The sequence below is a fragment of the Streptomyces sp. sk2.1 genome (assembly GCF_008120935.1).
GTDB lineage: Bacteria > Actinomycetota > Actinomycetes > Streptomycetales > Streptomycetaceae > Streptomyces.
On record NZ_RDBO01000044.1, the window covers coordinates 17313 to 38656 of the forward strand.

Annotated in this window: 10 protein-coding genes and 1 pseudogene; 4 read left to right on the forward strand and 7 right to left on the reverse strand. The window is 71.3% G+C overall.

The genetic code is table 11. The features are described 5' to 3' along the window. Window positions 1-3: 3 nt before the first annotated feature. From EAO76_RS14950 to EAO76_RS14965, 4 genes are all read right to left on the reverse strand, one after another. The gene (locus EAO76_RS14950; protein WP_262375482.1) at window positions 4-12282 is read right to left on the reverse strand and encodes a type I polyketide synthase; all 12279 of its coding nucleotides are present in this window, start codon (window positions 12280-12282) and stop codon (window positions 4-6) included. A gap of 265 nt (window positions 12283-12547) precedes the next feature. Continuing rightward, window positions 12548-13075 (reverse strand): IFRD domain-containing protein, encoded by a 528-nt coding sequence (locus tag EAO76_RS14955; protein WP_262375483.1) that lies wholly within the window; start codon window positions 13073-13075, stop codon window positions 12548-12550. A 162-nt stretch (window positions 13076-13237) separates the two neighbouring features. Next, a complete protein-coding gene (locus EAO76_RS45400; protein WP_148836438.1) occupies window positions 13238-13504 on the reverse strand; it encodes a hypothetical protein in 267 nt (88 codons plus the stop codon). A 6-nt stretch (window positions 13505-13510) separates the two neighbouring features. After that, complete coding sequence (locus tag EAO76_RS14965) at window positions 13511-14197, reverse strand: HAD family phosphatase (protein WP_148836439.1); 687 nt, start codon at window positions 14195-14197, stop codon at window positions 13511-13513. Between the two features lie 572 nt (window positions 14198-14769). On the opposite strand from EAO76_RS14965, the gene EAO76_RS14970 reads away from it, so the two are divergent. Continuing rightward, window positions 14770-15411 (forward strand): ScbR family autoregulator-binding transcription factor, encoded by a 642-nt coding sequence (locus tag EAO76_RS14970; protein ID WP_148836440.1) that lies wholly within the window; start codon window positions 14770-14772, stop codon window positions 15409-15411. A gap of 283 nt (window positions 15412-15694) precedes the next feature. Here EAO76_RS14970 and EAO76_RS46210 read toward each other — a convergent pair. After that, a pseudogene (locus EAO76_RS46210) lies at window positions 15695-16107 on the reverse strand (IS30 family transposase); the annotation flags it as partial. A 180-nt stretch (window positions 16108-16287) separates the two neighbouring features. Here EAO76_RS46210 and EAO76_RS14980 point away from each other — a divergent pair. Next, a complete protein-coding gene (locus EAO76_RS14980; RefSeq protein ID WP_148836442.1) occupies window positions 16288-16656 on the forward strand; it encodes a VOC family protein in 369 nt (122 codons plus the stop codon). A 546-nt stretch (window positions 16657-17202) separates the two neighbouring features. After that, window positions 17203-18882, forward strand: coding sequence for an enoyl-CoA hydratase-related protein (locus EAO76_RS14985; RefSeq protein ID WP_148836443.1), 1680 nt, complete (start codon window positions 17203-17205; stop codon window positions 18880-18882). A gap of 22 nt (window positions 18883-18904) precedes the next feature. Here EAO76_RS14985 and hypB read toward each other — a convergent pair whose 3' ends face one another. Together hypB and EAO76_RS14995 are read right to left on the reverse strand one after the other, a co-directional pair. Next, entirely contained in the window at window positions 18905-19690 is a 786-nt protein-coding gene (hypB, locus tag EAO76_RS14990; RefSeq protein ID WP_148836444.1) for a hydrogenase nickel incorporation protein HypB, read from the reverse strand. Window positions 19691-19693: 3 nt separating this feature from the next. Beyond that, window positions 19694-20023 carry a hydrogenase maturation nickel metallochaperone HypA gene (locus tag EAO76_RS14995; RefSeq protein ID WP_148836445.1) on the reverse strand — a complete coding sequence of 110 codons (330 nt, stop codon included), beginning with the start codon at window positions 20021-20023 and terminating at the stop codon, window positions 19694-19696. Between the two features lie 260 nt (window positions 20024-20283). Here EAO76_RS14995 and EAO76_RS15000 point away from each other — a divergent pair, with 260 nt between their 5' ends. Beyond that, a complete protein-coding gene (locus tag EAO76_RS15000; protein ID WP_148836446.1) occupies window positions 20284-21339 on the forward strand; it encodes a hydrogenase expression protein HypE in 1056 nt (351 codons plus the stop codon). The last annotated feature ends 5 nt before the right edge of the window (window positions 21340-21344 follow it).

A 21344-nucleotide genomic window follows, 5' to 3' on the forward strand; every position in this document is an offset into this window, starting at 1 on the left:
GGCTCATTCGGCTCCGGTGGCCCGGAGTTCGTCGTCGAGGGCGGAGAAGAGTTCGTCGTCCGTGACCGATTCGAGGTCGGACACGTCGTCGGACCCGGGTGCCAGGTGCCGGTGTGCGCCCTGCCATCGGCGCAGCAGCTCACCGAGGCGTCCGCCGACCTGTTCGTACTCCTCGGCCCCGGTGCCGGTCGCCCCGGTCAGGGCGGCCTCCAGGTGGTCGAGGGCCTCGGCGAGCGACGCCGGGCCCGCGGCGTCGTCCGGTACGAGCCGTCCGAGCAGTTCCACGGCGAGCGCGGCGGCCGTCGGATGGTCGAAGGGGAGCGTGGCGGACAGTCGCAGCCCGGTCGCGGCCGACAGCCGGTCGCGCAGTTCGACCGCGGTGAGGGAGTCGAACCCCAGCTCCTGGAAACTGCGTCCGCTGTCGACGCGCCGGGTGTCGGTGTGGCCGAGCACGCCCGCGGCCTGGGCGCGCACCAGTTCCAGTACGGCGTCGGCGCGCTCGTCGGTGGTCATCGCGGTCAGCCGGTCGAGCAGGGGCTGCGCGCTGTCGGCCGGGCCGCCGGATGCGGCGGAACGACGTACGGGGGTACGGACCAACGCACGCAGGAGTGCGGGGAGTTGGCCCGACGCGGCCTGGGTGCGCAGGGCTGCGGCGTCGAGCCGTACGGGTACGAGCAGCCCGTCCGGGGCGGGCAGGGCGGCGTCCAGCAGGGCGAGGCCGTGGTCGCTCGCCATCGGCGCGAGGCCGGAGCGGGCGAGGCGGGCCCGGTCGGCCGCCGCGAGTTCCTCGGCCATGCCGGCGTCGTTGCCCCACAGCCCCCAGCCCAGGGACAGGGCGGGCAGGCCGTCCGCCCGCCGGCGCAGGGCGAGCGCGTCGAGGAAGGCGTTGGCCGCCGCGTAGTTGGCCTGCCCCGGGGTGCCGAGCGGTGCGGCGATCGAGGAGAAGAGCACGAACGCCGACAGGTCGAGGTCGCCGGTGAGTTCGTGCAGGTTCCAGGCGGCGTCCGCCTTGGGCCGCAGCACCGTGTCGATGCGCCCGGGGGTCAGTCCGGTCAGGACCGCGTCGTCGAGCACGCCCGCCGTGTGGACGACCGCGGTCAGCGGGTGTTCGGCGTCGACGGTCGTCAGAAGGTGCGCGACCGCCTCGCGGTCCGCGACGTCGCACGCGGCGAGGACGGGACTCGCCCCCGACGCGGCCAGTTCGGCGCCCAGTTCGCGGGCGCCGGGGGCGTCCTCGCCCCGTCGGCTGACCAGCAGCAGGTGCCGTACGCCGTGTTCGGCGACCAGGTGCCGGGCGACGAGTCCGCCGAGGAAGCCGGTGGCCCCGGTGATCAGGACCGTGCCGCCCGGGGCGAACCGCGGGCCCCGGTCCGGGTCCGGGTCCTGCACCTGGTTCCGGTCGGACGCCCGGGTCACCAGGCGCGGGACGTATGCCGTGCCTTCGCGCAGCCCGATGTGCGGCTCGCCCTGTACGAGGGCCGCGGTCGCCGCCCCGGCCACGGCGCGTGCCGAGGCGTCGGTGCCGTCCAGGTCGAGGACGACGAGGCGGCCGGGGTTCTCCGACTGGGCGGAGCGCAGCAGGCCGGTGACGGCGGCGGCCACCGGGTCCGGTGCCTCGCCCGGCCGGACGGCGGCGGCCTGCCGGGTCAGCAGGACGAGACGGGTGTCGGCGAGGTCCTCCCGGCCGAGCCAGGTGTGCAGCAGGGCCAGGGCGTCGGTGAGGGCGGCGCGCGCCGCGTCGGGCGGGTTGGTCCCGGGTGTCCGGGACCGGCCGAGCGCGTCGAGGACCACGATGTCGGGCGGTGTCGTGGTGCCGGTGCCGGTGCCGGTGCCGGTCGGCGTGCCGAGGGTTTCGACCGGGATGCGCCGTGCGGCGTGGGCCATCGCGGGCGCGGCCAGTTCGGACCGGTCGTCGAGCACCGCCCAGCGTCCTTCGTGGAGCGAGCCGTCCGTTTCCGGTGCGTCGGCTCCGGCGAGTTCGGTCCAGGCGAGGTGCAGGAGTCCGCCGTCCGCACCGGTCGTCGCCGTCGGGGCGTGCAGCCGGCCGGCGGGCAGTGCCCGCACGGCCAGGGTCTCGACCCGGGCCACCGGCGCCCCTTCGGGGTCGGCGATGTCCAGGGATACGGCACCGGCCGTCGCCGTCGGGGCGATGCGTACGCGTACGGCCGTGGCGCCGGTCGCGTACAGGGTGACGCCGCTCCACAGGAACGGGATGTGGACGCGGTCCTCTTCCGCCTGCCCGTCCGGGTCCGCCTGCCCGTCCGGGTCCGCCGGATCCGGACTGCCGGGGCCGCCCAGTGCCAGCGGGCGCAGGGCGGAGTCGAGGAGCGCCGGGTGGATGCCGTAGCCGTCCGGCGCGGCGAAGTCGCCCTCCGGCAGTCGTACGTCGAGGTACAGCTCGTCGCCGAGCCGCCAGGCGGCGTGCAGTCCGCGGAAGGCGGGGCCGTACGAGAGGCCGGCGGCGACGAGGCGGTCGTGGAGCGCCTCGACGTCCATGGCCGCGGCGCCGGGCGGCGGCCAGGCCCCGCCGAGTGCGGTGTCCGTCGCCCCGGCACCGCCCGGGGTGCCGTCGCCGAGCGTCCCGGTCACGTGCCGGGTCCAGGGCGCGCTCCCGTCGCCGGTGGTCCCGTCGTCCGGCCTGGTGTACACGCTGAAGGGGTGGCGGTTCGTGTCGTCGGCGGCGCCGACGGTGACCTGGATGCGCAGTGCGCCGCGTTCCGGCAGCACCAGCGGGGCCTCCATCGCGAGGTCCTCGACGGTGGTGCTGCCGACCCGGTCCCCGGCCCAGGTCGCGAGGTCGGCCAGGGCGGCGCCGGGCAGCACCACGGCACCCGCCACGACGTGGTCGCCGAGCCAGGGGTGGTCGTCGAGCGAGAGCCGACCGGTGCACACCAGCCCCTCGCCGCCCGCGAGTTCGACGAACGCGCCGAGCAGCGGGTGGTCGGCGGCGTCCTGCCCCGTCCCGGCCGTGTCTCGGGGTGCGACGGGGGTCTCCAGCCAGTAGCGGCTGCGCTGGAAGGCGTACGTCGGCAGGTCGGCGACCCGTGCGTTCCGCCCGTCGAGCAGTGCCGTCCAGTCGACGGGGGCGCCGCGGGTGTCGGCGGTGGCGAGCGCGGCGAGGAAGGTGCGGTCCTCGGGACGGCCCGCCCGCAGCACCGGGGCCGCTGCGGGCAGGTCGTCCCCGTCCTCGAAGGCGTTGTGGACCAGCGAGGTCAGGACGGGGTCGGGGCCCAGTTCGAGGTAGGTGGTGACGCCTTCCCCGTGGAGGGTGCGGATGCCGTCGTGGAAGCGGACCGCCGCCCGGATGTGCCGCGCCCAGTAGCCGGGGTCGGTCAGCTCCCCGGGGAGCGCGACGCGTGCGGTGATGTTGGAGACGACGGGGATGCGCGGTTCGTGGAAGGTCAGGGTGCGGGTGATCCGTTCGAACTCTTCGAGTACGCCGTCCATGTGCGGGGAGTGGAAGGCGTGCGAGACCGTCAGCCGGCGGGTCTTGATCCCCTGGGCCAGGAAGTGTTCGGCCACCTCGTGGGCGGCGTCGGCGTCGCCGGAGATCACCACGGCCCGGGGGCCGTTGACCGCGGCGAGGCTGAGCCTTCCCCCGTACGGCCGCAGCCGGTCGAGGACGTCGGCCTCGGCCGCGCGGATCGCGATCATCACGCCGCCCTCGCGGGCCGACTGCATCAACCGTCCCCGGGCCGCCACCAGGGTGCACGCGTCGTCCAGGGTGAGGACCCCGGCGACGTGTGCGGCGGTGACCTCGCCCACGGAGTGGCCGATCAGCAGGTCGGGGGCGAGTCCGAGGTGCTCGGTGAGCCGGTACAGCGCGGTCTGGACGGCGAACAGGGCGGCCTGGGTGAAGACCGTGCGGTCGAGCAGGTCGGCCTCGGGGCTGTCCGGCCCGGCGAACACCAGCTCCTTCAGGGAGCGGCCCAGTTCCGTGTCGAGCCGTGCGCAGGCCGCGTCGAAGGCTTCGGCGAAGACGGGGAAGGTCTCGTACAGTCCGCGCCCCATGCCCGCGCGCTGGCTGCCCTGCCCGGTGAACATGAAGGCGGTGCGGCCGGTGCCGGAGGCCGTTCCCCGCACCACGTCCGGTGTGTTCCCGCCGCGGGCGAGGGCGGTCAGGGCCCCGGTGAGTTCTTCCCGGTCCGCGCCCAGGACCACGGCGCGGTGTGCGAGGCGGGCCCGGGTGGTGGCCAGTGACAGGGACACGTCCTCGGGGCGCGGCGGTTCGGCCGCTTCTGCGAGGTACGACACCAGGCGCGCCGCCTGGGCCCGCAGTCCTTCCTCGGTGTGCGCGGACAGCACCCAGGGCAGCGGGCGCGCCGACGGCCCGGCCCCGTCCTCCACGGGATCGGCCGCCGGTGCGGGCCCGGCCGGTGCGGGCTCCGCATGGGGGGCCTGTTCCAGGATGAGGTGGGCGTTCGTGCCACTGATGCCGAATGAGGAGACGGCGGCCCGGCGCGGCCGGCCGGCCCGTTCCTGCCAGGGCTGTTCCTCGGTCAGCAGCGTCATCGTGCCGGCTGACCAGTCCACGTGGGGAGTGGGTTCGTCCACGTGCAGGGTGCGCGGCAGCGTCCCGTGGCGCATCGCCATCACCATCTTGATGACGCCGCCGACCCCGGCCGCCGCCTGCGAGTGACCGATGTTGGACTTGAACGAGCCGAGCCACAGCGGCTGTTCGGGGGTGTGCTGCTCGCCGTACGTGGCCAGCAGCGCCTGGGCCTCGATCGGGTCCCCGAGGGTGGTGCCGGTGCCGTGCGCCTCCACGGCGTCGACGTCCGCGCCGTTCAGGCCCGCGTCGGCGAGGGCCTGCCGGATGACGCGCTGCTGGGCGGGTCCGTTGGGGGCGGTGAGTCCGTTGCTGGCACCGTCCTGGTTGACGGCGCTGCCGCGGATGACGGCGAGTACGCGGTGGCCGTTGCGGCGCGCGTCCGAGAGCCGTTCCAGGAGCACCAGGCCGACGCCCTCGGCCCATCCGGTGCCGTTGGACGAGGCGGAGAACGCCTTGCAGCGTCCGTCCGGCGACAGGGCCCGCTGGCGGCTGAACTCGATGAAGGTGGTGGGTGTCGCCATGATGGCGACGCCGCCGGCCAGGGCGAGCGAGCACTCGCCCTCGCGCAGCGCCCGGGCGGCCAGGTGCAGTGCCACCAGGGACGACGAGCAGGCGGTGTCGACGGTGAGGGCGGGGCCCTCCAGTCCGAAGGTGTAGGAGATCCGGCCGGAGGCGACGCTGCCCATGCTGCCGTTGCCGAGGTAGCCCTCGTATCCGGCGGGTGCCGGGTGCAGCCGCGACGCGTAGTCGTTGTACATGACTCCGGCGAACACCCCGGTGCGGCTGCCGCGCATCGTCGTCGGGTCGATGCCCGCCCTTTCGAACGCCTCCCAGGTGGTCTCCAGGAGGAGGCGCTGCTGCGGGTCGGTGGCGAGCGCCTCGCGCGGGCTGATCCCGAAGAACTCGGCGTCGAAGTCCTCGGCGCCGTGCAGGAATCCGCCGGACCGCGAGTACGTCCTGCCGGCCGCGTCCGGGTCGGGGTCGTACAGTTCGGCCTCGTCCCAGCCGCGCGAGGCGGGGAAGCCTCCGACGGCGTCCACCCCGTCGGCGACCAGTCGCCACAGCTCCTCGGGGGAGGTGATGCCACCGGGGTAGCGGCAGCTCATCGAGATGATGGCGATCGGGTCGTCGTCCTCGGCCCGGCGCCGGACCGGTTCGTCCTCGGCGGGCGTGCTCTCCCCCATGACGCGTTCCAGCAGGTAGCCGGTCACCGCGCCGGGGGTGGGGAAGTCGAAGACGAGGGTGGCGGGCAGCGGCAGCGCGGTGGCGGTGGCCAGCCGGTTGCGCAGTTCGACCGAGGCCAGCGAGTCGAAGCCGTAGTTCTTGAACGCCCGGGTGTCGTCGACGGCCCCGGACGGACCGAGGCCGAGGACGGTGGCCACCTGGGTGCGTACGAGTCCGGCGACCGCGTCGGCGCGCTCGGCCTCCGGCAGGGCGGCGATCCGCTGGGCCCATTCGCCGGCCGGGGTCTCGGCGGCGGTCCTGGCGCTCCTGCGGGCGGGCACCCTGACCAGTGAGCGGAGCAGGGTGGGGAGCCGCCCGTCGCCCGCACCGGCCCGCAGTGCCGCGAGGTCGAGACGGGTGGGGACGGTGGTCGCGCGCCCGGTGTTCAGGGAGGCGTCGAACAGGGCGAGGCCGTGGTCGGTGTCCATGGCGGCGAGACCGCCCCGGGTCATCCTGGCGAGGTCGGCCTCGCCGAGGTGGCCGGTCAGTCCGGTCGCCCGGCCCCACAGGCCCCAGCCGAGGGACAGCGCGGGCAGCCCGTGGGCGTGCCGGTGCTGGGCGAGGCCGTCCAGGAATCCGTTCGCCGCGGTGTAGTTGCCCTGGCCGGGGTTGCCGAGGGTGGCGGTGACGGAGGAGAAGAGGACGAAGGCGGCGAGGTCGAGGTCCCGGGTCAGTTCGTGCAGGTACCAGGCCGCGTCCGCCTTGGGACGCAGCACCGCGTCCACCCGCCGCGGCGTCAACGCCGTCACCGTACCGTCGTCCAGCACCCCCGCCGTGTGCACCACCGCCGTCAACGGATGCTCCGCCGGAACCGACCCCAGCAGCTCCGCCAGCGCCCCCCGGTCACCCACATCACACCCCACCACCCGAACCCGGGCACCCAACCCACCCAACTCCGCGACCAGCTCGGCAACACCCTCCGCACCCGCACCCCGCCGACTCACCAACAGCAGATGCCGCACCCCGTACTCACGCACCACATGACGCGCGAACAACACACCCAACGTCCCCGTACCACCGGTGATCAACACCGTCCCCTCGGGGTCGAGCGGGCGCGGGGCCGGCGTGTCGTCGGGGGTGGTGGCCCCGACCAGTCTGGGCACGAGCGGGCCGTCGTTCCGCAGGGCGAGCTGGGGTTCGGTGTCGAGGGCGGACCACACCCGTGCCAGGTCGTCGGCGGGGTGGTCGGGTCCGTCCAGGTCGACGAGTGCGAACCGGTCGGGTTCCTCGGCCTGGACGGTTCGCATCAGGCCCCACAGGGCGGCGCCCGCCAGGTCGGTGACGTCCTCGCCGGGCCGGGTCGCCAGGGCGCCGTGCGTCACGACGGCCAGCCGTGAGCGCATGAACTCCTCGCTGCCGAGCCACTGTTGGACCGCTTCCAGGGTCCGGTGCACGGTGGCGCGCACGTGTCGCGGTGTGTCGTCGGTGGTCGGGGCGTCAGAAGGCAGGGCGCCGACGGCCGGGTAGCCGGGCAGCGGCGGCTCGGACGCGGCGAGGACGACCAGCTGCGGCGGTTCGGCGCCTGCGCGCACGGCGGCCAGGAGGGCGTCGAGGCCGGGGTGCACGGGGGCGTCCAGGGAGTCCGCGAGACCGCGGGTCAGCCGGGTGTCCCCGCCGACCACGGCGCACGTTCCCGGCCGGCCCCGCTCGGGCAGGGTCGGACGGATCCATTCGACGGCGTACGGGGTGTGCGCCTCGTCCGCGCCCCCGGCCCGGAGCCGGTCCTTCGGGATCTCGCGCAGGGCGAGGGAGTCGACGGAGACGACCGGCCGGCCCTCGCCGTCGAACAGCTCCACGGACACGCTGTCGTTCCCCACCGGAACCAACCGCACCCGAACCGCCACCGCACCCGTCGCATGCAACCGCACACCCGACCACACGAACGGCAACCTCGGAGCCACCGGCCCCGAACCAGCCGCACGGTCCCCCGATTCCGGCAACAACCCCGCGTGCAACGCCGCATCCAACAACGCCGGATGCACCCCAAACCCACCTGCCCCACCACACTCCTCCTCACCCAGAACCACCTGGGCAAACACCTCCGCACCCCGCCGCCAGACCGCCTCCACCCCCTGGAACACCGGCCCGTACTCATACCCCACCCCCGCCAACTCCCCATACAACCCCGACACATCAACCCGCACCGCACCCACCGGAGGCCACACCCCGGAAACGTCCGATGCCTCGGTGCGCGAGCCGATGCCGAGTTCGCCGGAGGCATGGCAGGTCCACGAGGAGCCCTCGGTGTCGGGCCTGGAGTGGATGTTCACGGTGCGGCGGCCGGCCTCGCCCGGCTCACCGACCTCGACCCGCAGTTGGACGGCGGTGCCTTCGGCCAGGACGAGGGGTGCCTGGATGGTGAGTTCTTCGAGGGTGTCGCAGTCGGTCCGGTCGCCCGCGTGGAGGGCGAGGTCGACGAAGGCGGTGCCGGGCAGCAGGACCGTCCCGGCGACCGCGTGGTCCGCGAGCCACGGATGGCTCTGCAGGGACAACCGCCCCGAGAGCACCACACCGTCCGCACCCGCCAGATCCACCACCGCACCCAGCAACGCATGCCCGGCCGCGACCAACCCCGCAGCCGAAACATCCCCACCCACCACACCCACCGACTCCAGCCAGTAACGACCGCGCTGGAAGGCATACGTCGGCAACCCCACYAGGCTCCCCGCCTCGGGCAGTATCTGCCCCCAGCCCACATCCACGCCGTGGGRCCATGCCTGGCCGAGCGAGGCGAGGAAGCGCTGGATGCCGCCCTCGTCYCGGCGCAGGGACGGTATCGCGGCAACAGCGGGGCCGGTATCGGCGGCCTCGAAGGTCTCCTGGAGACCGATCGTCAGCACCGGATGCGCGCTGCACTCCACGAACGCGGTGAACCCGTCCGCCAGCAGGGAGCGGACCGCGCTCTCGAACTCGACCGTGCCCCGCAGATTGCGGTACCAGTAACCCGCATCCAGCACAGCACTGTCGATCACCTCGCCCGTGACCGTCGAATACAGCGGAACGGCCGGAATCAGAGGGGACACCGGGGCCAGGAGGCGGGCGAGTTCCTCCTCGATCGTCTCGACGTGCGGGGAGTGGGAGGCGTAGTCCACCGGAACCCGRCGGCACCGCACCCCCTCCCCCTCCAGAACCGTGACCAGCTCGTCCAGAGCCGCCGAGGAACCCGAAACCACCGTCGAGGAGGGGCCGTTGACCGCGGCCACCGCCACCTCACCCGACCACCGCTCCAGACACGGGCGCACCCGGTCCACGCCCAGCGCGACCGACACCATCCCGCCCCGCCCCGCCAGCACCACGATCGCCCGGCTCCGCAACGCCACCACCAGAGCACCATCCTCAAGGGACAACGCCCCCGCCACCACGGCCGCSGCGATCTCYCCCTGCGAATGACCCACCACCGCATCCGGCACCACACCGAAGGACCGCCACAGCTCCGCAAGCGACACCATCACCGCCCACAGAGCCGGCTGCACCACATCCACCCGCTCCAGAAGCCCGGCACCCCCCTCGGTGAGCAGCACCTCCAGCAGATCCCACTCCACGAACGGCGCCAGAACCCGCGCACACTCCTCCAACCGCGCCCGGAACACCGGCGAATCCGCATACAACCCCGCAGCCATCCCCACCCACTGCGACCCCTGACCCGGGAAAACGAACACCGTCCGGCCCTGCGCAACAGGCCGCGACAGTCCTTCCTCCTCCGCCACGGCCTCCAGACCCCGCAGCAGCTCCTCACGGTCGGTCCCGACGACGACCGCCCGGTGGTCGAAGGCCGTACGGGCATGCACCAGCGCGGAACCGACCGCGACCGGGTCCAGCTCCGGCCGCTCGGCGACGAAACCGGCCAGCCTGGCGGCCTGCTCCCGCAACGCCGCACCACTCCGGGCCGACAACACCCACGGCACCGGGCCCTCGTCGATGGCCGTTTCGTCCGGCCCCGCTTCCTCCGCCGGAGCCTGCTCCAGAATCAGATGTGCGTTCGTACCGGAGATACCGAAGGCGGACACGGCCGCGCGGCGCGGGCGGTCCAGCTTCGGCCAGGGTTGTTCCCGCGTCAGCAGCGAGACGGCACCCGACTCCCAGTCCACGTGCGGAGTCGGTTCGTCGACGTGCAGGGTCTGCGGAAGTACGCCCTGCTGCATCGAGACGATCATCTTGATCACCCCGGCGACGCCTGCGGCAGCCATGGTGTGCCCGATGTTGGACTTCAACGAGCCGAGCCACAAGGGCTGTTCGGGCGTGTGCTCCTGACCGTACGTGGCCAGCAGCGCCTGCGCCTCGATCGGGTCACCGAGCCTGGTGCCGGTGCCGTGCGCCTCGACCACATCCACGTCCGCACCCGTCAGCCCCGCATTCGCCAGCGCCTGCCGGATCACCCGCTGCTGCGAGGGGCCGTTCGGCGCCGTCAGACCATTGCTGGCACCGTCCTGATTGACCGCACTGCCCCGCACCACCGCCAGGACCTCGTGCCCGTTGCGCCGCGCGTCCGACAACCGCTCCAGGAGCAGGACGCCCACGGCCTCGCCCCAGGCGGTGCCGTCCGCGCCCGCGGCGAACGCCTTGATGCGGCCGTCCGTGGCGAGCCCGCGCTGCCGGCTGAACTCGGTGAAGAACCCCGGTGTCGGCATGACCGAGACCCCGCCCGCCACGGCGAGCGAGCACTCGCCGCCGCGCAGCGCCTGGGCGGCCTGGTGGAGGGCGACCAGCGACGACGAGCACGCCGTGTCGATGGTGATCGCGGGCCCTTCCAGACCGAGGAAGTACGCCAGCCGCCCGGAGAGGACGCTGGTCGTCTTTCCGGTCAGCATCAGGCCGTCCACGCCCTCCGACGCCTCGTGCATGGGCGAGCCGTACTCCTGGAACAGCGCGCCGATGAAGACACCGGCCTGGCTGCCCTCCAGGGAATGCGGACGGATGCCCGCCCTCTCGAACGCCTCCCAGGCGGTCTCCAGGAGCAGCCGCTGCTGCGGGTCCATGGCGAGCGCCTCGCGCGGGCTGATCCCGAAGAACTCCTCGTCGAACCGGGCCGCGTCGTACAGGAAGGAGCCCTTGGTGACGTAGCTCCTGTTCGACCGGTCGGGGTCGGCGTCGTGCAGGGTGTCGAGCTCCCAGCCCCGGTCGGTGGGGAGGTCCGCGACGGTGTCGCGGCCGGAGGAGAGGAGGTCCCACAGTCCTTCCGGTGTCGATACGTCGCCAGGCAGGCGGCAGCCGAGGCCGATGACGACGACGGGGTCGTCGGCCGTGTCCCCGGCGGCCGGGACCGGTGCCGGGGCCTGGGCCGTCGCCCCGGTGGCGGTGTCCGCGTCGTCGCACAGTTCGCCGCGCAGGTGGGCGACCATCGCCGTGGGGGTCGGGTGGTCGAAGACGGCCGTGGCCGACAGCCGCAGCCGGGTCGCCGCGTTGAGCCGGTTGCGCAGTTCGACCGAGGACAGCGAGTCGAAGCCGAGCGTCTTGAACTTGCTGTCGGCACGGATCGCGTCGGGTGCGGAGTGGCCCAGAACGGCCGCGGCGTGACCGCGCACCATGTCGAGGAGCGCCTTGTCCAGTTCGGCCCCGGAGAGGTGGGCGAACGGGTGCGAGGCGCCGTCGGTGGTGACGCCCGTGGCCACGGCACGACGGGTACGGGCACGGGTGCGGACGAGTCCGCCGAGTACGGCGGCGAGCGAGCCGGAGTCGGCCTGCGCGCGCAGCCGTGCGACGTCGAGGCGCACGGGTACGAGGGCCGCTTCGGGGGTGGCGATCGCCGCGTCGAAGAGCGCGAGCCCCTCGTCGGTGGCGAGCGGGACCAGTCCGGTGCGGGCCATGCGGGCGATGTCCACGTCGTCGAGGTCGCCGGTCAGTCCGCTGCGCTGGTCCCAGAATCCCCAGGCGAGCGAGGTCGCTTCGCGTCCCTCGGCGCGGCGGTGCTGGGCCAGCGCGTCCAGGTGGACGTTGGCGGCGGCGTAGTTGCCCTGGCCCGCGCCACCGATCGCGCCCATCACGGAGGAGAAGAGGACGAAGGCGGCGAGGTCGAGGTCCCGGGTCAGTTCGTGCAGGTACCAGGCCGCGTCCGCCTTGGGACGCAGCACCGCGTCCACCCGCCGCGGCGTCAACGCCGTCACCGTACCGTCGTCCAGCACCCCCGCCGTGTGCACCACCGCCGTCAACGGATGCTCCGCCGGAACCGACCCCAGCAGCTCCGCCGCGCCGAGGGACGCGAAGCGACCTCGCTCGCCTGGGGATTCTGGGACCAGCGCAGCGGACTGACCGTCAAGAACTACGTGGCCCAGCTCGATCAACTCACGCGCGAACTCATCAGTCAGCACACCTACAGGCAGCCTCGGTACCTCCTCCAACAGGGTCGACACCTGCCGGTGGTTGAAAACGGTGTCCGCGTACGGCAGCAGGTGTCCCAGCATTGGAAACACTGACTGATCAAGACCAGCCAGCTCAGGCCCCCAGGCCACACCGTGCTTCGCGCGGGCCTCGATCGTGCCGTTCTCGCGTCGGATCTGGAGATCAATCACGATCAGATCGTATGGCCTCATGATCCGCCGGACAGAACCTAAGGGCTGTCCCGTAATCCCCGGTGGATCAGCGCGCGGCGTCAGATGCGGTGCATCGCAAGGCGGAGGAGCGTCCGCATACTGGATGTATTCGGACGTTCCGACAACGCAGCGAGGTGCTGTAGCTGTCGTCGCGCGCCCGCCGGGGATTACGGGACAGCCCTTAGACAACCGCTGCATCTGCCAGGAGCCCTGCCGCGTTACCCGCCCGGCCCGGGCAATCTCCTCACATACCCTCAAGCCGTTCATGGAGCTCCTCGGCGAATCGCGTCCGGTAGACGCCGTGGACGATGGCCCCGGGAGACTGGTAGCCCCTGTGCTCAGGGTCCGAGACATCCCCGTCCCAGGGCGCCACGCCTTCTGGAAGCAGCGGAGCACGGCCCAGATACATCTGAGCGACTTCTTCCAGCCGTAGTTCTCCCACAACCACCGAGCTCCACAGCCCGTAGCCCTGCCCGACCACCCACATACACAAATCTTCGGTGCTGTCTTCGGACCAGACGTCCCCATCCACGCTCACACCTTCCGAGAAGTCGGCCAGCGATTCCGCCGCGGACTCGTATGCGAGTGCGAAGGCTTCAAGCACCTCCCGCGAGTGGGACTCCAACCACAACTCCAGGGCAGACAGACGCGGTCGTGTCGCTTCCAAGACCTCCCAGAACCAATCAGAAACATGATCCGGTCCCATCTCGGCTCCTGTGTCGACGTTGCGGTACTCGCCCGACCGTACAGAGCGGTGGAGTTCCCTGGACACTCCTGGGCCTCATCGTCGGCGAATGGCGCTGACCATCTGCACAGTCACCGGTTTACAGCCAGGCACTCATGGCCTCGATACGCAGGCTCCTGCTGCGTCCTGACAGCCCCGTCCGTGTCTGCTCGGCGTGATCTGCCACGGTCGCAGGCCCCGAGCAGCCCATCAGTCCCATCCCCTCCTCCACCGGCAAGGAGGCGATGATGAGGTCGCGCCCCCGCTGGTCGAGCCGCGCAGGAGCCCGTGCAGCCCGCGCGGATAGGGGGCTGGGAAGCCGGTGAGGGAAAGGGGAAGGAAGTCGCCCACCCGGTGTCCCGGCTCCTGCGCCGGTTCCGCCGCGGCGATGGCCTTCTCCGGCTCGGCGGGGACGACCCGCGCGCACGGCTCGTGGTGCTCCTCGCGCGTCGCCCCGCCGGGCCGGAGGATGCTCAAGGCATCTCAGCCGTCCCGTCCGCTCCAGGCATGGGCCCATGCCTGGAGTTCCGGATCAGCCAGAGTGCGCAGCCACAGGTCGGCCTGGTCAGCCTCTTCCGCGGCCGGTCGAGGTCCCACGCCGAGCACGCGCATGCCGGCTCTCCGGGCCGACTCGGCCCCGGTGACCGAGTCTTCCACCGCCATCGCGTCCTCGGGCCGCACGCCGCACAGGCGGACCGCGGTGGCGTAGACGTCGGGATGGGGTTTCGGCAGCAGCCCGTCACCCGCGACGACGACATGGGCGAAGTAGCTGAGCAGGCCGACCCGGGCAAGGGTGGACTCGACCACGTCCAACGGGCAGTTGCTGGCGACCGCGAGCGGGATGTGGTGGGCGGCGAGGCGGACCAGTGCCGCCGCGCCCGGCATGGTCACGGGGTCTTCGGCGACGAGCGCCGTGAATTGCCTCAGGAGTGCGTGCGTCATGTCGTCGGCGAGTTGCGGCTTTCCGGCCTCTCTGGCCATGAGGCTGCCGCACTCGGTGTAGTGCACGCCCTTGGCCCGATCGGCGAAGCCTGGGCGGGGTTTCAGACCGAACTCTCCGAAGACCCGGCTGCGCGCGTCCTGCCAGTGTCGTTCGGTATCAACGAGGGTTCCGTCACAGTCGAAGACGATGGCGGCTGGGAACCAGATGAAGATGCGACGAGGTGACATTTACCTGCCGTTCTCGAAAGAGCGCGCCGCCCCGCGTCGTTGATGCTCGCAGTAGGAAGCAGGGCGCTGCGGAGAGGCGCGCCTGGCCGCAGAGAGTGCGCGCCGTCGAACGAGCTCCCGTTCGACCACGCGTGAAGGCCGATGCCTCGTCTCCGGGTCCTCCGGCAAAGGACGTCGTCCGATTTTCTCCGGATGACCCCAGAAACATCGTGATGACTACGTTAATTCCTCGACCAAGTGGACGCAATCATCATTTTGAGTGTTTGACGGAACACCCATTACCCAGTACTCGCGATGCGCGCGCGACAACCGATAACAGGCGCGCCAGAAACTCTCCCCCCAACTCAAGTGGAAACAAGGGGAGTTGACTGTAGATTCCGGACCACGGAGACGGGCGCCCGCACAGGCAGCAACGACAGGGAGCGAATCTTCGGGATTGACCGTACTCACGTACGACCCAAGAACAATAATAATCTCCAAGCATTAACGGCGCGGAGCGCCGTGTGTGCGCTACGGCGCACGACTTTCCTTGATCAAGAAAATGCGAACTGACGAACGAGGGTGGAACACGCATGCAGGACAGGGCGCGTGCAACGCGAAGGTCCCTACTGGAAGCCGCAGCACACCTTTTCGTTGAACAAGGGTACGCGCGGACAAGCATCAATGAGATCAGTGACCTTTCAGGGCGCACCAGCGGAGCCGTCTATTTCCACTACTCCAGCAAGGAGAAGCTCGCACTGGCGGTAGTGCGCGAACAGTTCGCGTCCTGGCCGATGTTGAACGACCGCTATGCCGCCCCCGGGATACCGCCGTTGGAGAAGCTGGTCGCCCTCAGCTTCGATATCGCCAAGGCACTGCGCGACGACGTCATGACCCGGGCCGGCGCGCGCCTGTGGGCCGAGCGCCGCACCATCGACGTCGCCATACCCGCTCCCTTCGCCGTCTGGACGGCTGCCGCCACTCGCCTTCTGGCCAAGGCGCGCGACGACGGCGAACTGGCCGACGAAGTCGAGCCGTCGGGCACCGCCACCACCTTGGTGTGCTCGTTCTTCGGGCTGTACGACCTCACCGAGGAGATGGCGGAGCACGAGGATCTCCCCGACCGGCTGCACCGGTGGTGGATGCTGATCCTGAAGGCCCTGCAGGCGCGCCCCGAGCCCGCTGCCCTGGTGGCACGGGCCCTGGCGCACCACGGGTCGGCGCAACGAAGCTGAGGGGCTGTCGGGGAAGCAGCGTTCGTGGTGACGTCGAAGGCCGGGCGAGTGGCCGAAATCGAGAAGCTCGGGATGGCGGGTCGGAGGGAAGGTGTGCCCCTGCCTCGCGGATCGGGTCCCGAGCGGGAGCGGCGGTTGGCCGGGCATTCTCCCCCGGCACCAGGGTGCCACTGCGGACGGGCAGTTGCCGAGGCCTGCCCGTACCCGGCCGCGGGCCGGCGCCGGGCGCGGGCGGGTACCTGTCGGGCGTCGTTGACGCACACCACATTGGCGTAGCCGGCCTCCACTTCCGGTCCTTGCGGTGCGGCTTGTCGCGGCCCTTCCGACGCTCCGTCCCGGGCCCCTGCGCCAAAGGCTCCGCAGGCGGTGCACGTGGCCCGACAGCCTCTCCTGCACATGTTCGCGCAGTCGCTGATGCGCGACGAGCTTCGCCTCCTTCGGACGAAGCGCCAGCAGGTCCGCTTTCCACTGCGCGACCGAGGCACGGCAGTCCAGCTTGCCCGCGCGGGTCGCCGCGCTGCGGCGAAGGCCGCGGGAGATCGTGGACGGAGCACGGCCCGGCCGACGCCCTGTCCCACGGACTCCGGCTCCTTGCGCCCTCAGCAGCGGCCCTCCTCGCCCAGGAGCCCCTTGGCGATCTCGCGCCAGAACTCGCGCTCGACCTCACGTCGCAACGACGCGCCCCGGTGACTTCATCGAAGCTCCGCCATCTTGGAGTGGCTGGTCAGCGGGGTGGCGTTGCCTCGTTTCGGGGTGCTCGGGCTGGTCGTGGGCGGCAGTCCGTGTTGCAGATCGTCCGGCGGGGTGGTTCCACCGATGAGTTCACCGTCCTCGAACGGTCTACCCGGCGACACGACCGTTCTCGACAGGAGTGCCATGTCCACCATCCAGCCGGTGATCATTACTGCCGACCAGGACGTTCTGCTCGGCTTCTATACGAAACTGTTCGGTGCTGAGGAAATCTTCCGGGTACCGGCGGAAGGCCCGGCCTTCTACCTCGGCTTGCGCATCGGCGACACCGACCTCGGGCTGGTGGCCAAGGCGAACCCGGGGACCGGGGCGGCGCCACGGATCCTGCTCAGCATCGGTGTCGACGACGTCGACGAGACGCTCGGCCGGGTGGAGGCGCTGGGCGGCTCGGTCCGCGGCGGCCCCAACGACATGCCGTGGGGACAGCGCGTCGCCCACATCCAGGACCCCGACGGCAACCCGGTGAACCTCACTCAGCCGACCCCGGCCCGGTGACGCCGTTCCGGGGCATGTACTGATCGTGGACTGCCCCCGGTAGAGATCAACCGTCGGCAGCGGCCTCGATGTTCGTCAGGACGAGCAGCGCGCGAGACAGGTGGGTGGCACGGGCGGGGGCAGTACGGAGCTTGGTGAGAATCCGCCAGTTCTTCAGGTGAGCGAAGCCGTCCTGAAGAACTGGCGGATGCGGAGATCTGCGTCCCACCTGGAACCCCCTCCCCGGACCATCAAGATCCGTTATCAGAGTGTCCGCTTCAAAGGATCAGCCTCAGTGGCCCGGCTCGGTGCCGCGCGCGTGACACTCGCAAAACCGATTTGCCGCTGCCGGACAAAAGCCGGCGGTGCCAACCGCTCGTGGCACCCGGACAGGACAGCGGGCCGCTCCGCCGCTGTGAACTCGGCAGGCGAAGCAGCGGGTCGGCTCCCTGTCCGCTCTGTGCGCTTCGGGTGAATTCCCGGCATGTTCCCGCTGGGTGAGTCCCTCCGGGCAAGAGCCCGCGCTCACGCTCGTTCAGGACGGACCATAGCCATCGGGAGATCGCCGTGCACATCCTGCTTGTCGCAAGCGCCTTCAACAGTCTCACCCAACGTGTCCAGGCGGAGCTCAGGGACCACGGGCACTGCGTTGCCGTGCAACTCGCGCACGAGGAGGACCCGGTCCGGGAAGCCGTCCGCCGGGAGCGCCCGGACCTTGTCGTGGCGCCGTACCTGAAGACCGCGATCCCGAGGGACGTCTGGTCGGTCCACACCTGTCTCGTCGTCCATCCCGGGCCGGTCGGCGACCGCGGGCCCTCCTCCCTGGACTGGGCCGTCCACGAGGGAGCGGAACGCTGGGGCGTCACCGTGCTTCAGGCGAACGCGGAGATGGACGCGGGCGACGTCTGGGCGTCCGTGACCTGTCCGCTGCCCCCGGTGAGCAAGAGCGACCTGTACCGAAACGAGATTTCGGACGCCGCCGTGGAGGCGGTGCTTCTGGCGGTCGGACGCTTCGCGTCGGGGACGTACACCCCGGCGCCGCAGGCCTCCGGCGGCGGCTGCCGCCCCCTGTTCCGCCAGCCGCTGCGCCGCATCGACTGGGGGTCGGACTCCACCGCGACGGTGGTCCGCAAACTCAGGGCGGCGGACTCCCGGCCCGGTGTGCTCGACGAGTTGCTGGGCGGCGAGTGGTTCCTGCACGGCGGGCATCCCGAGTCCCGGCTGAGCGGGCGTCCGGGGGATGTGGTGGCCACCCGGGACGGTGCGATCTGCCGGGCGACCACCGACGGCGCGGTGTGGATCCCCGAGCTGCGGCCACGGCGGGCGCCGGGAGGTCCGGCCACCTTCAAGCTCCCCGCCACCTCGGCGCTGGCCGGGCGGCTGTCCGCCGTGCCCGAGCGGCCGGCTCCGCTGCACCGGACCGGGGACGACGACGCCTGGTCCGAGATCGGCTACCGGGAGGAGGCCGGGACCGGCTTCCTGTCGTTCTCGTTCCGCAGCGGCGCGATGAGCACGGAGCAGTGCCGACGCCTGCTGCGCGCCTACCGGTTCGCCTGCTCCCGGCCCACCTCGGTGCTGGTCGTCGGCGGTGGCCGGGACTTCTTCTCCAACGGCATCCACCTCAACGTGATCGAGGCGGCGGCCGATCCCGGCGCCGAGTCCTGGGCCAACATCAACGCCATGGACGACCTGGTGGAGGCGGTGCTGACGACCACGGACCGGCTCGTCGTCGCCGCCCTGGCCGGGAACGCCGCGGCGGGCGGGGTGATGCTGGCCCTCGCCGCCGACGAGGTGTGGTGCAGGGCGGGTGCGGTACTCAATCCGCACTACCGCCTGATGGGGCTGTACGGATCGGAGTACTGGACGTACACACTGCCGCGACGGGTGGGGGCGGCGGCGGCCGACCGGCTCATGCGGGACGCCCTGCCGGTCGGTTCCGCCGCGGCCCACCGGCTCGGGCTGGTCGACAGGGTGATCCCGTGCGCACCCCAGTCGTTCGACTCGGAGGTCGGCGCCCTGGCGACCCGCCTGGCGGCCCTGCCCGCGACGCAGTCCCGGATCCACGCGAAGAAGGAGGAGCGGGACCGGGTCGACCTGGCCCCGTACCGGGAGGCCGAACTCGTCCGCATGCATCGCATCTTCGCGGACCCGCACCACCCGTACCACGGGCTGCGCCGGGCCTTCGTCCGCAAGGAACGCCCGGCGTCCGCCACCGCGGTCCCGCAGCCCCCGTTCCCCCGGGGCTGACCGCGGTGCGGCGGCGGGGCGGCTACCGCTGCTCCGCCAGCCAGTCGTACCAGTGGGCCAGGCCCTCGCCGGTGGTCGCCGAGACCGTCAGCACGCGCACGTCCGGGTTCACCGAGCGCGCGTGCTGCGCGCACTGCTCGACGTCGAAGTCGACATGGGGCAGCAGATCGGACTTGTTGATCAGGATCAGGTCGGCAGCGGCGAACATGTACGGGTACTTCAGCGGCTTGTCCGTGCCCTCGGTGACCGAGATGATCACGACCTTGCTGCACTCCCCCAGGTCGAACAGGGCGGGGCACACCAGGTTTCCGACGTTCTCCACCATGAGCAGCGATCCCTCGGCCGGGGACAGCGCCGTGAGGGCGTCCCTCATCATCTCCGCGTCGAGGTGGCATCCCGCCCCCGTGTTCACCTGCACCACGGCGCAGCCCGTACGCCTGATCCGGTCGGCGTCGAGCCTCGTCTCCTGATCGCCCTCGATGACGGCCACCGGCCGACGGCCGCCGAGGTCGGTGACGGTGCGTTCCAGCAGGGTTGTCTTGCCTGCGCCCGGCGAGCTCATCATGTTCACGGCCACGACGCCGCGGTCGGTCATCCATGTCCGGTTGCGTTCCGCGAGCAGGTCGTTCTTGGCGAGTACCTTCTGCTCGATGGTGACGGTCCCACCCGCTCCACTCGGCTGACGGCACTCGTGCGGATGAGGGTGCGGGTCCGGATGCGGATGAGCGTGGTCCGGTGCACCATCCTCCCGCGGCATCACGATCCTGGTCCCGCCGGCCTCCTCGGCACAGCCGCAGGTACCGCACATGGTTCAGCCCACTTCCATGGAAACGATCTGCAGTTCCTGTCCCGATGTGATCTCCACATCCGCGCTGCCGCAGGGACACAGCAGAATCAGGTCGGTCAAGGTGAATTCGACGGCACAGGTGCGGCAGCGGCCGGCGCCGGGTGGCTGGTCGATCTCCAACCGCGCCCCCTCGGCGGCCGTTCCCTCCGTGACCAGGCCGAAGCAGAACCGCATCGAGTCGGGCACCACGGCCGTGAGCACGCCGACGCGGACGCGGACCGATCGGACCGGACGCCCCCCGGCGCGTTCGCACACCGAGTCGACGACGCTCTGTGTGATGGCCAGCTCGTGCACCGGTGCCTCGACCTTCCGCGGGTGGCTCCGACCGTAGGGCCACGGGAGGACCGTGGCACCGCCCGACAGGACCGGTCCCCCGCCCGGACCACCCGAGCGGCCCACCGCATGCCGTCATTCGGGCCCCGGTGACGCGGCGGGGCGGCGAATCCCCCTGTTGCCGGTGCCCGCGAATCGAGGCGTGATGGTAGCAATGTGCGCATACATACCCGTGGGGGGCCGATGGCCGGTGGGCCGTCATTCTGAAAGGCGGCACTTCCATGCCGACAGAGGAATCGGTAAAGGCGGAGGACACACTGATCCATGTGCTGTGGATCAACGCAGGACTGAGCTGTGACGGCGATTCCGTCTCCCTGACCGCAGCCACGCAGCCGAGTATCGAGGAAATCGCGCTCGGCGCCCTTCCAGGGCTTCCACAGGTCTCCGTCCACTGGCCGCTCATCGATTTCGAATGCGGCCCGAACGGTGGCGCCGATGATTTCCTCGAATGGTTCTTCAAAGCCGATCGAGGAGAACTTGAACCGTTCGTCCTCGTGGTCGAGGGGTCCATTCCGAACGAGCGGTTGCACGACGAGGGTTACTGGTGCGGGTTCGGCAACGATCCCGCCACGGGCCAGCCCATGACGACCAGCGAATGGCTCGACCGGCTGGCTCCGAAGGCGACCGCGGTCGTCGCGGTCGGCACCTGCGCGACGTACGGCGGCATCCACGCCATGGCGGGCAACCCGACCGGCGCGATGGGGGTTCCCGACTACCTGGGCTGGGACTGGAAGTCCCAAGCCGGCATCCCGATCGTGTGCGTCCCCGGGTGCCCGATCCAGCCGGACAACCTCTCGGAGACGCTCACCTACCTGCTCTACATGGCCACCGACCAGGCCCCGATGATCCCGCTCGACGACGCGCTGCGGCCGACATGGCTGTTCGGGTCGACGGTCCACGAGGGCTGCGACCGGGCCGGGTACTACGAGCAGGCCGACTTCGCGACGGAGTACGGCTCACCGAAGTGCATCGTCAAGCTGGGCTGCTGGGGCCCCGCGGTCAAGTGCAACGTGCCCAAGCGCGGCTGGATGAACGGCATCGGCGGCTGCCCCAACGTCGGTGGCATCTGCATCGGCTGCACCATGCCCGGGTTCCCGGACAAGTTCATGCCGTTCATGGACGAGCCCCCCGGAGGAAAGCTCTCGACCAACGCGGTCGGACTCTACGGGTCGACGATACGGCGGCTGCGCCATCTCACCACCCACGCCCTGGACCGCGAACCGAAATGGCGCAAGCCCGGCAAGAAACTCACCACCGGCGCCACACGCACCTGGTGAGTGAC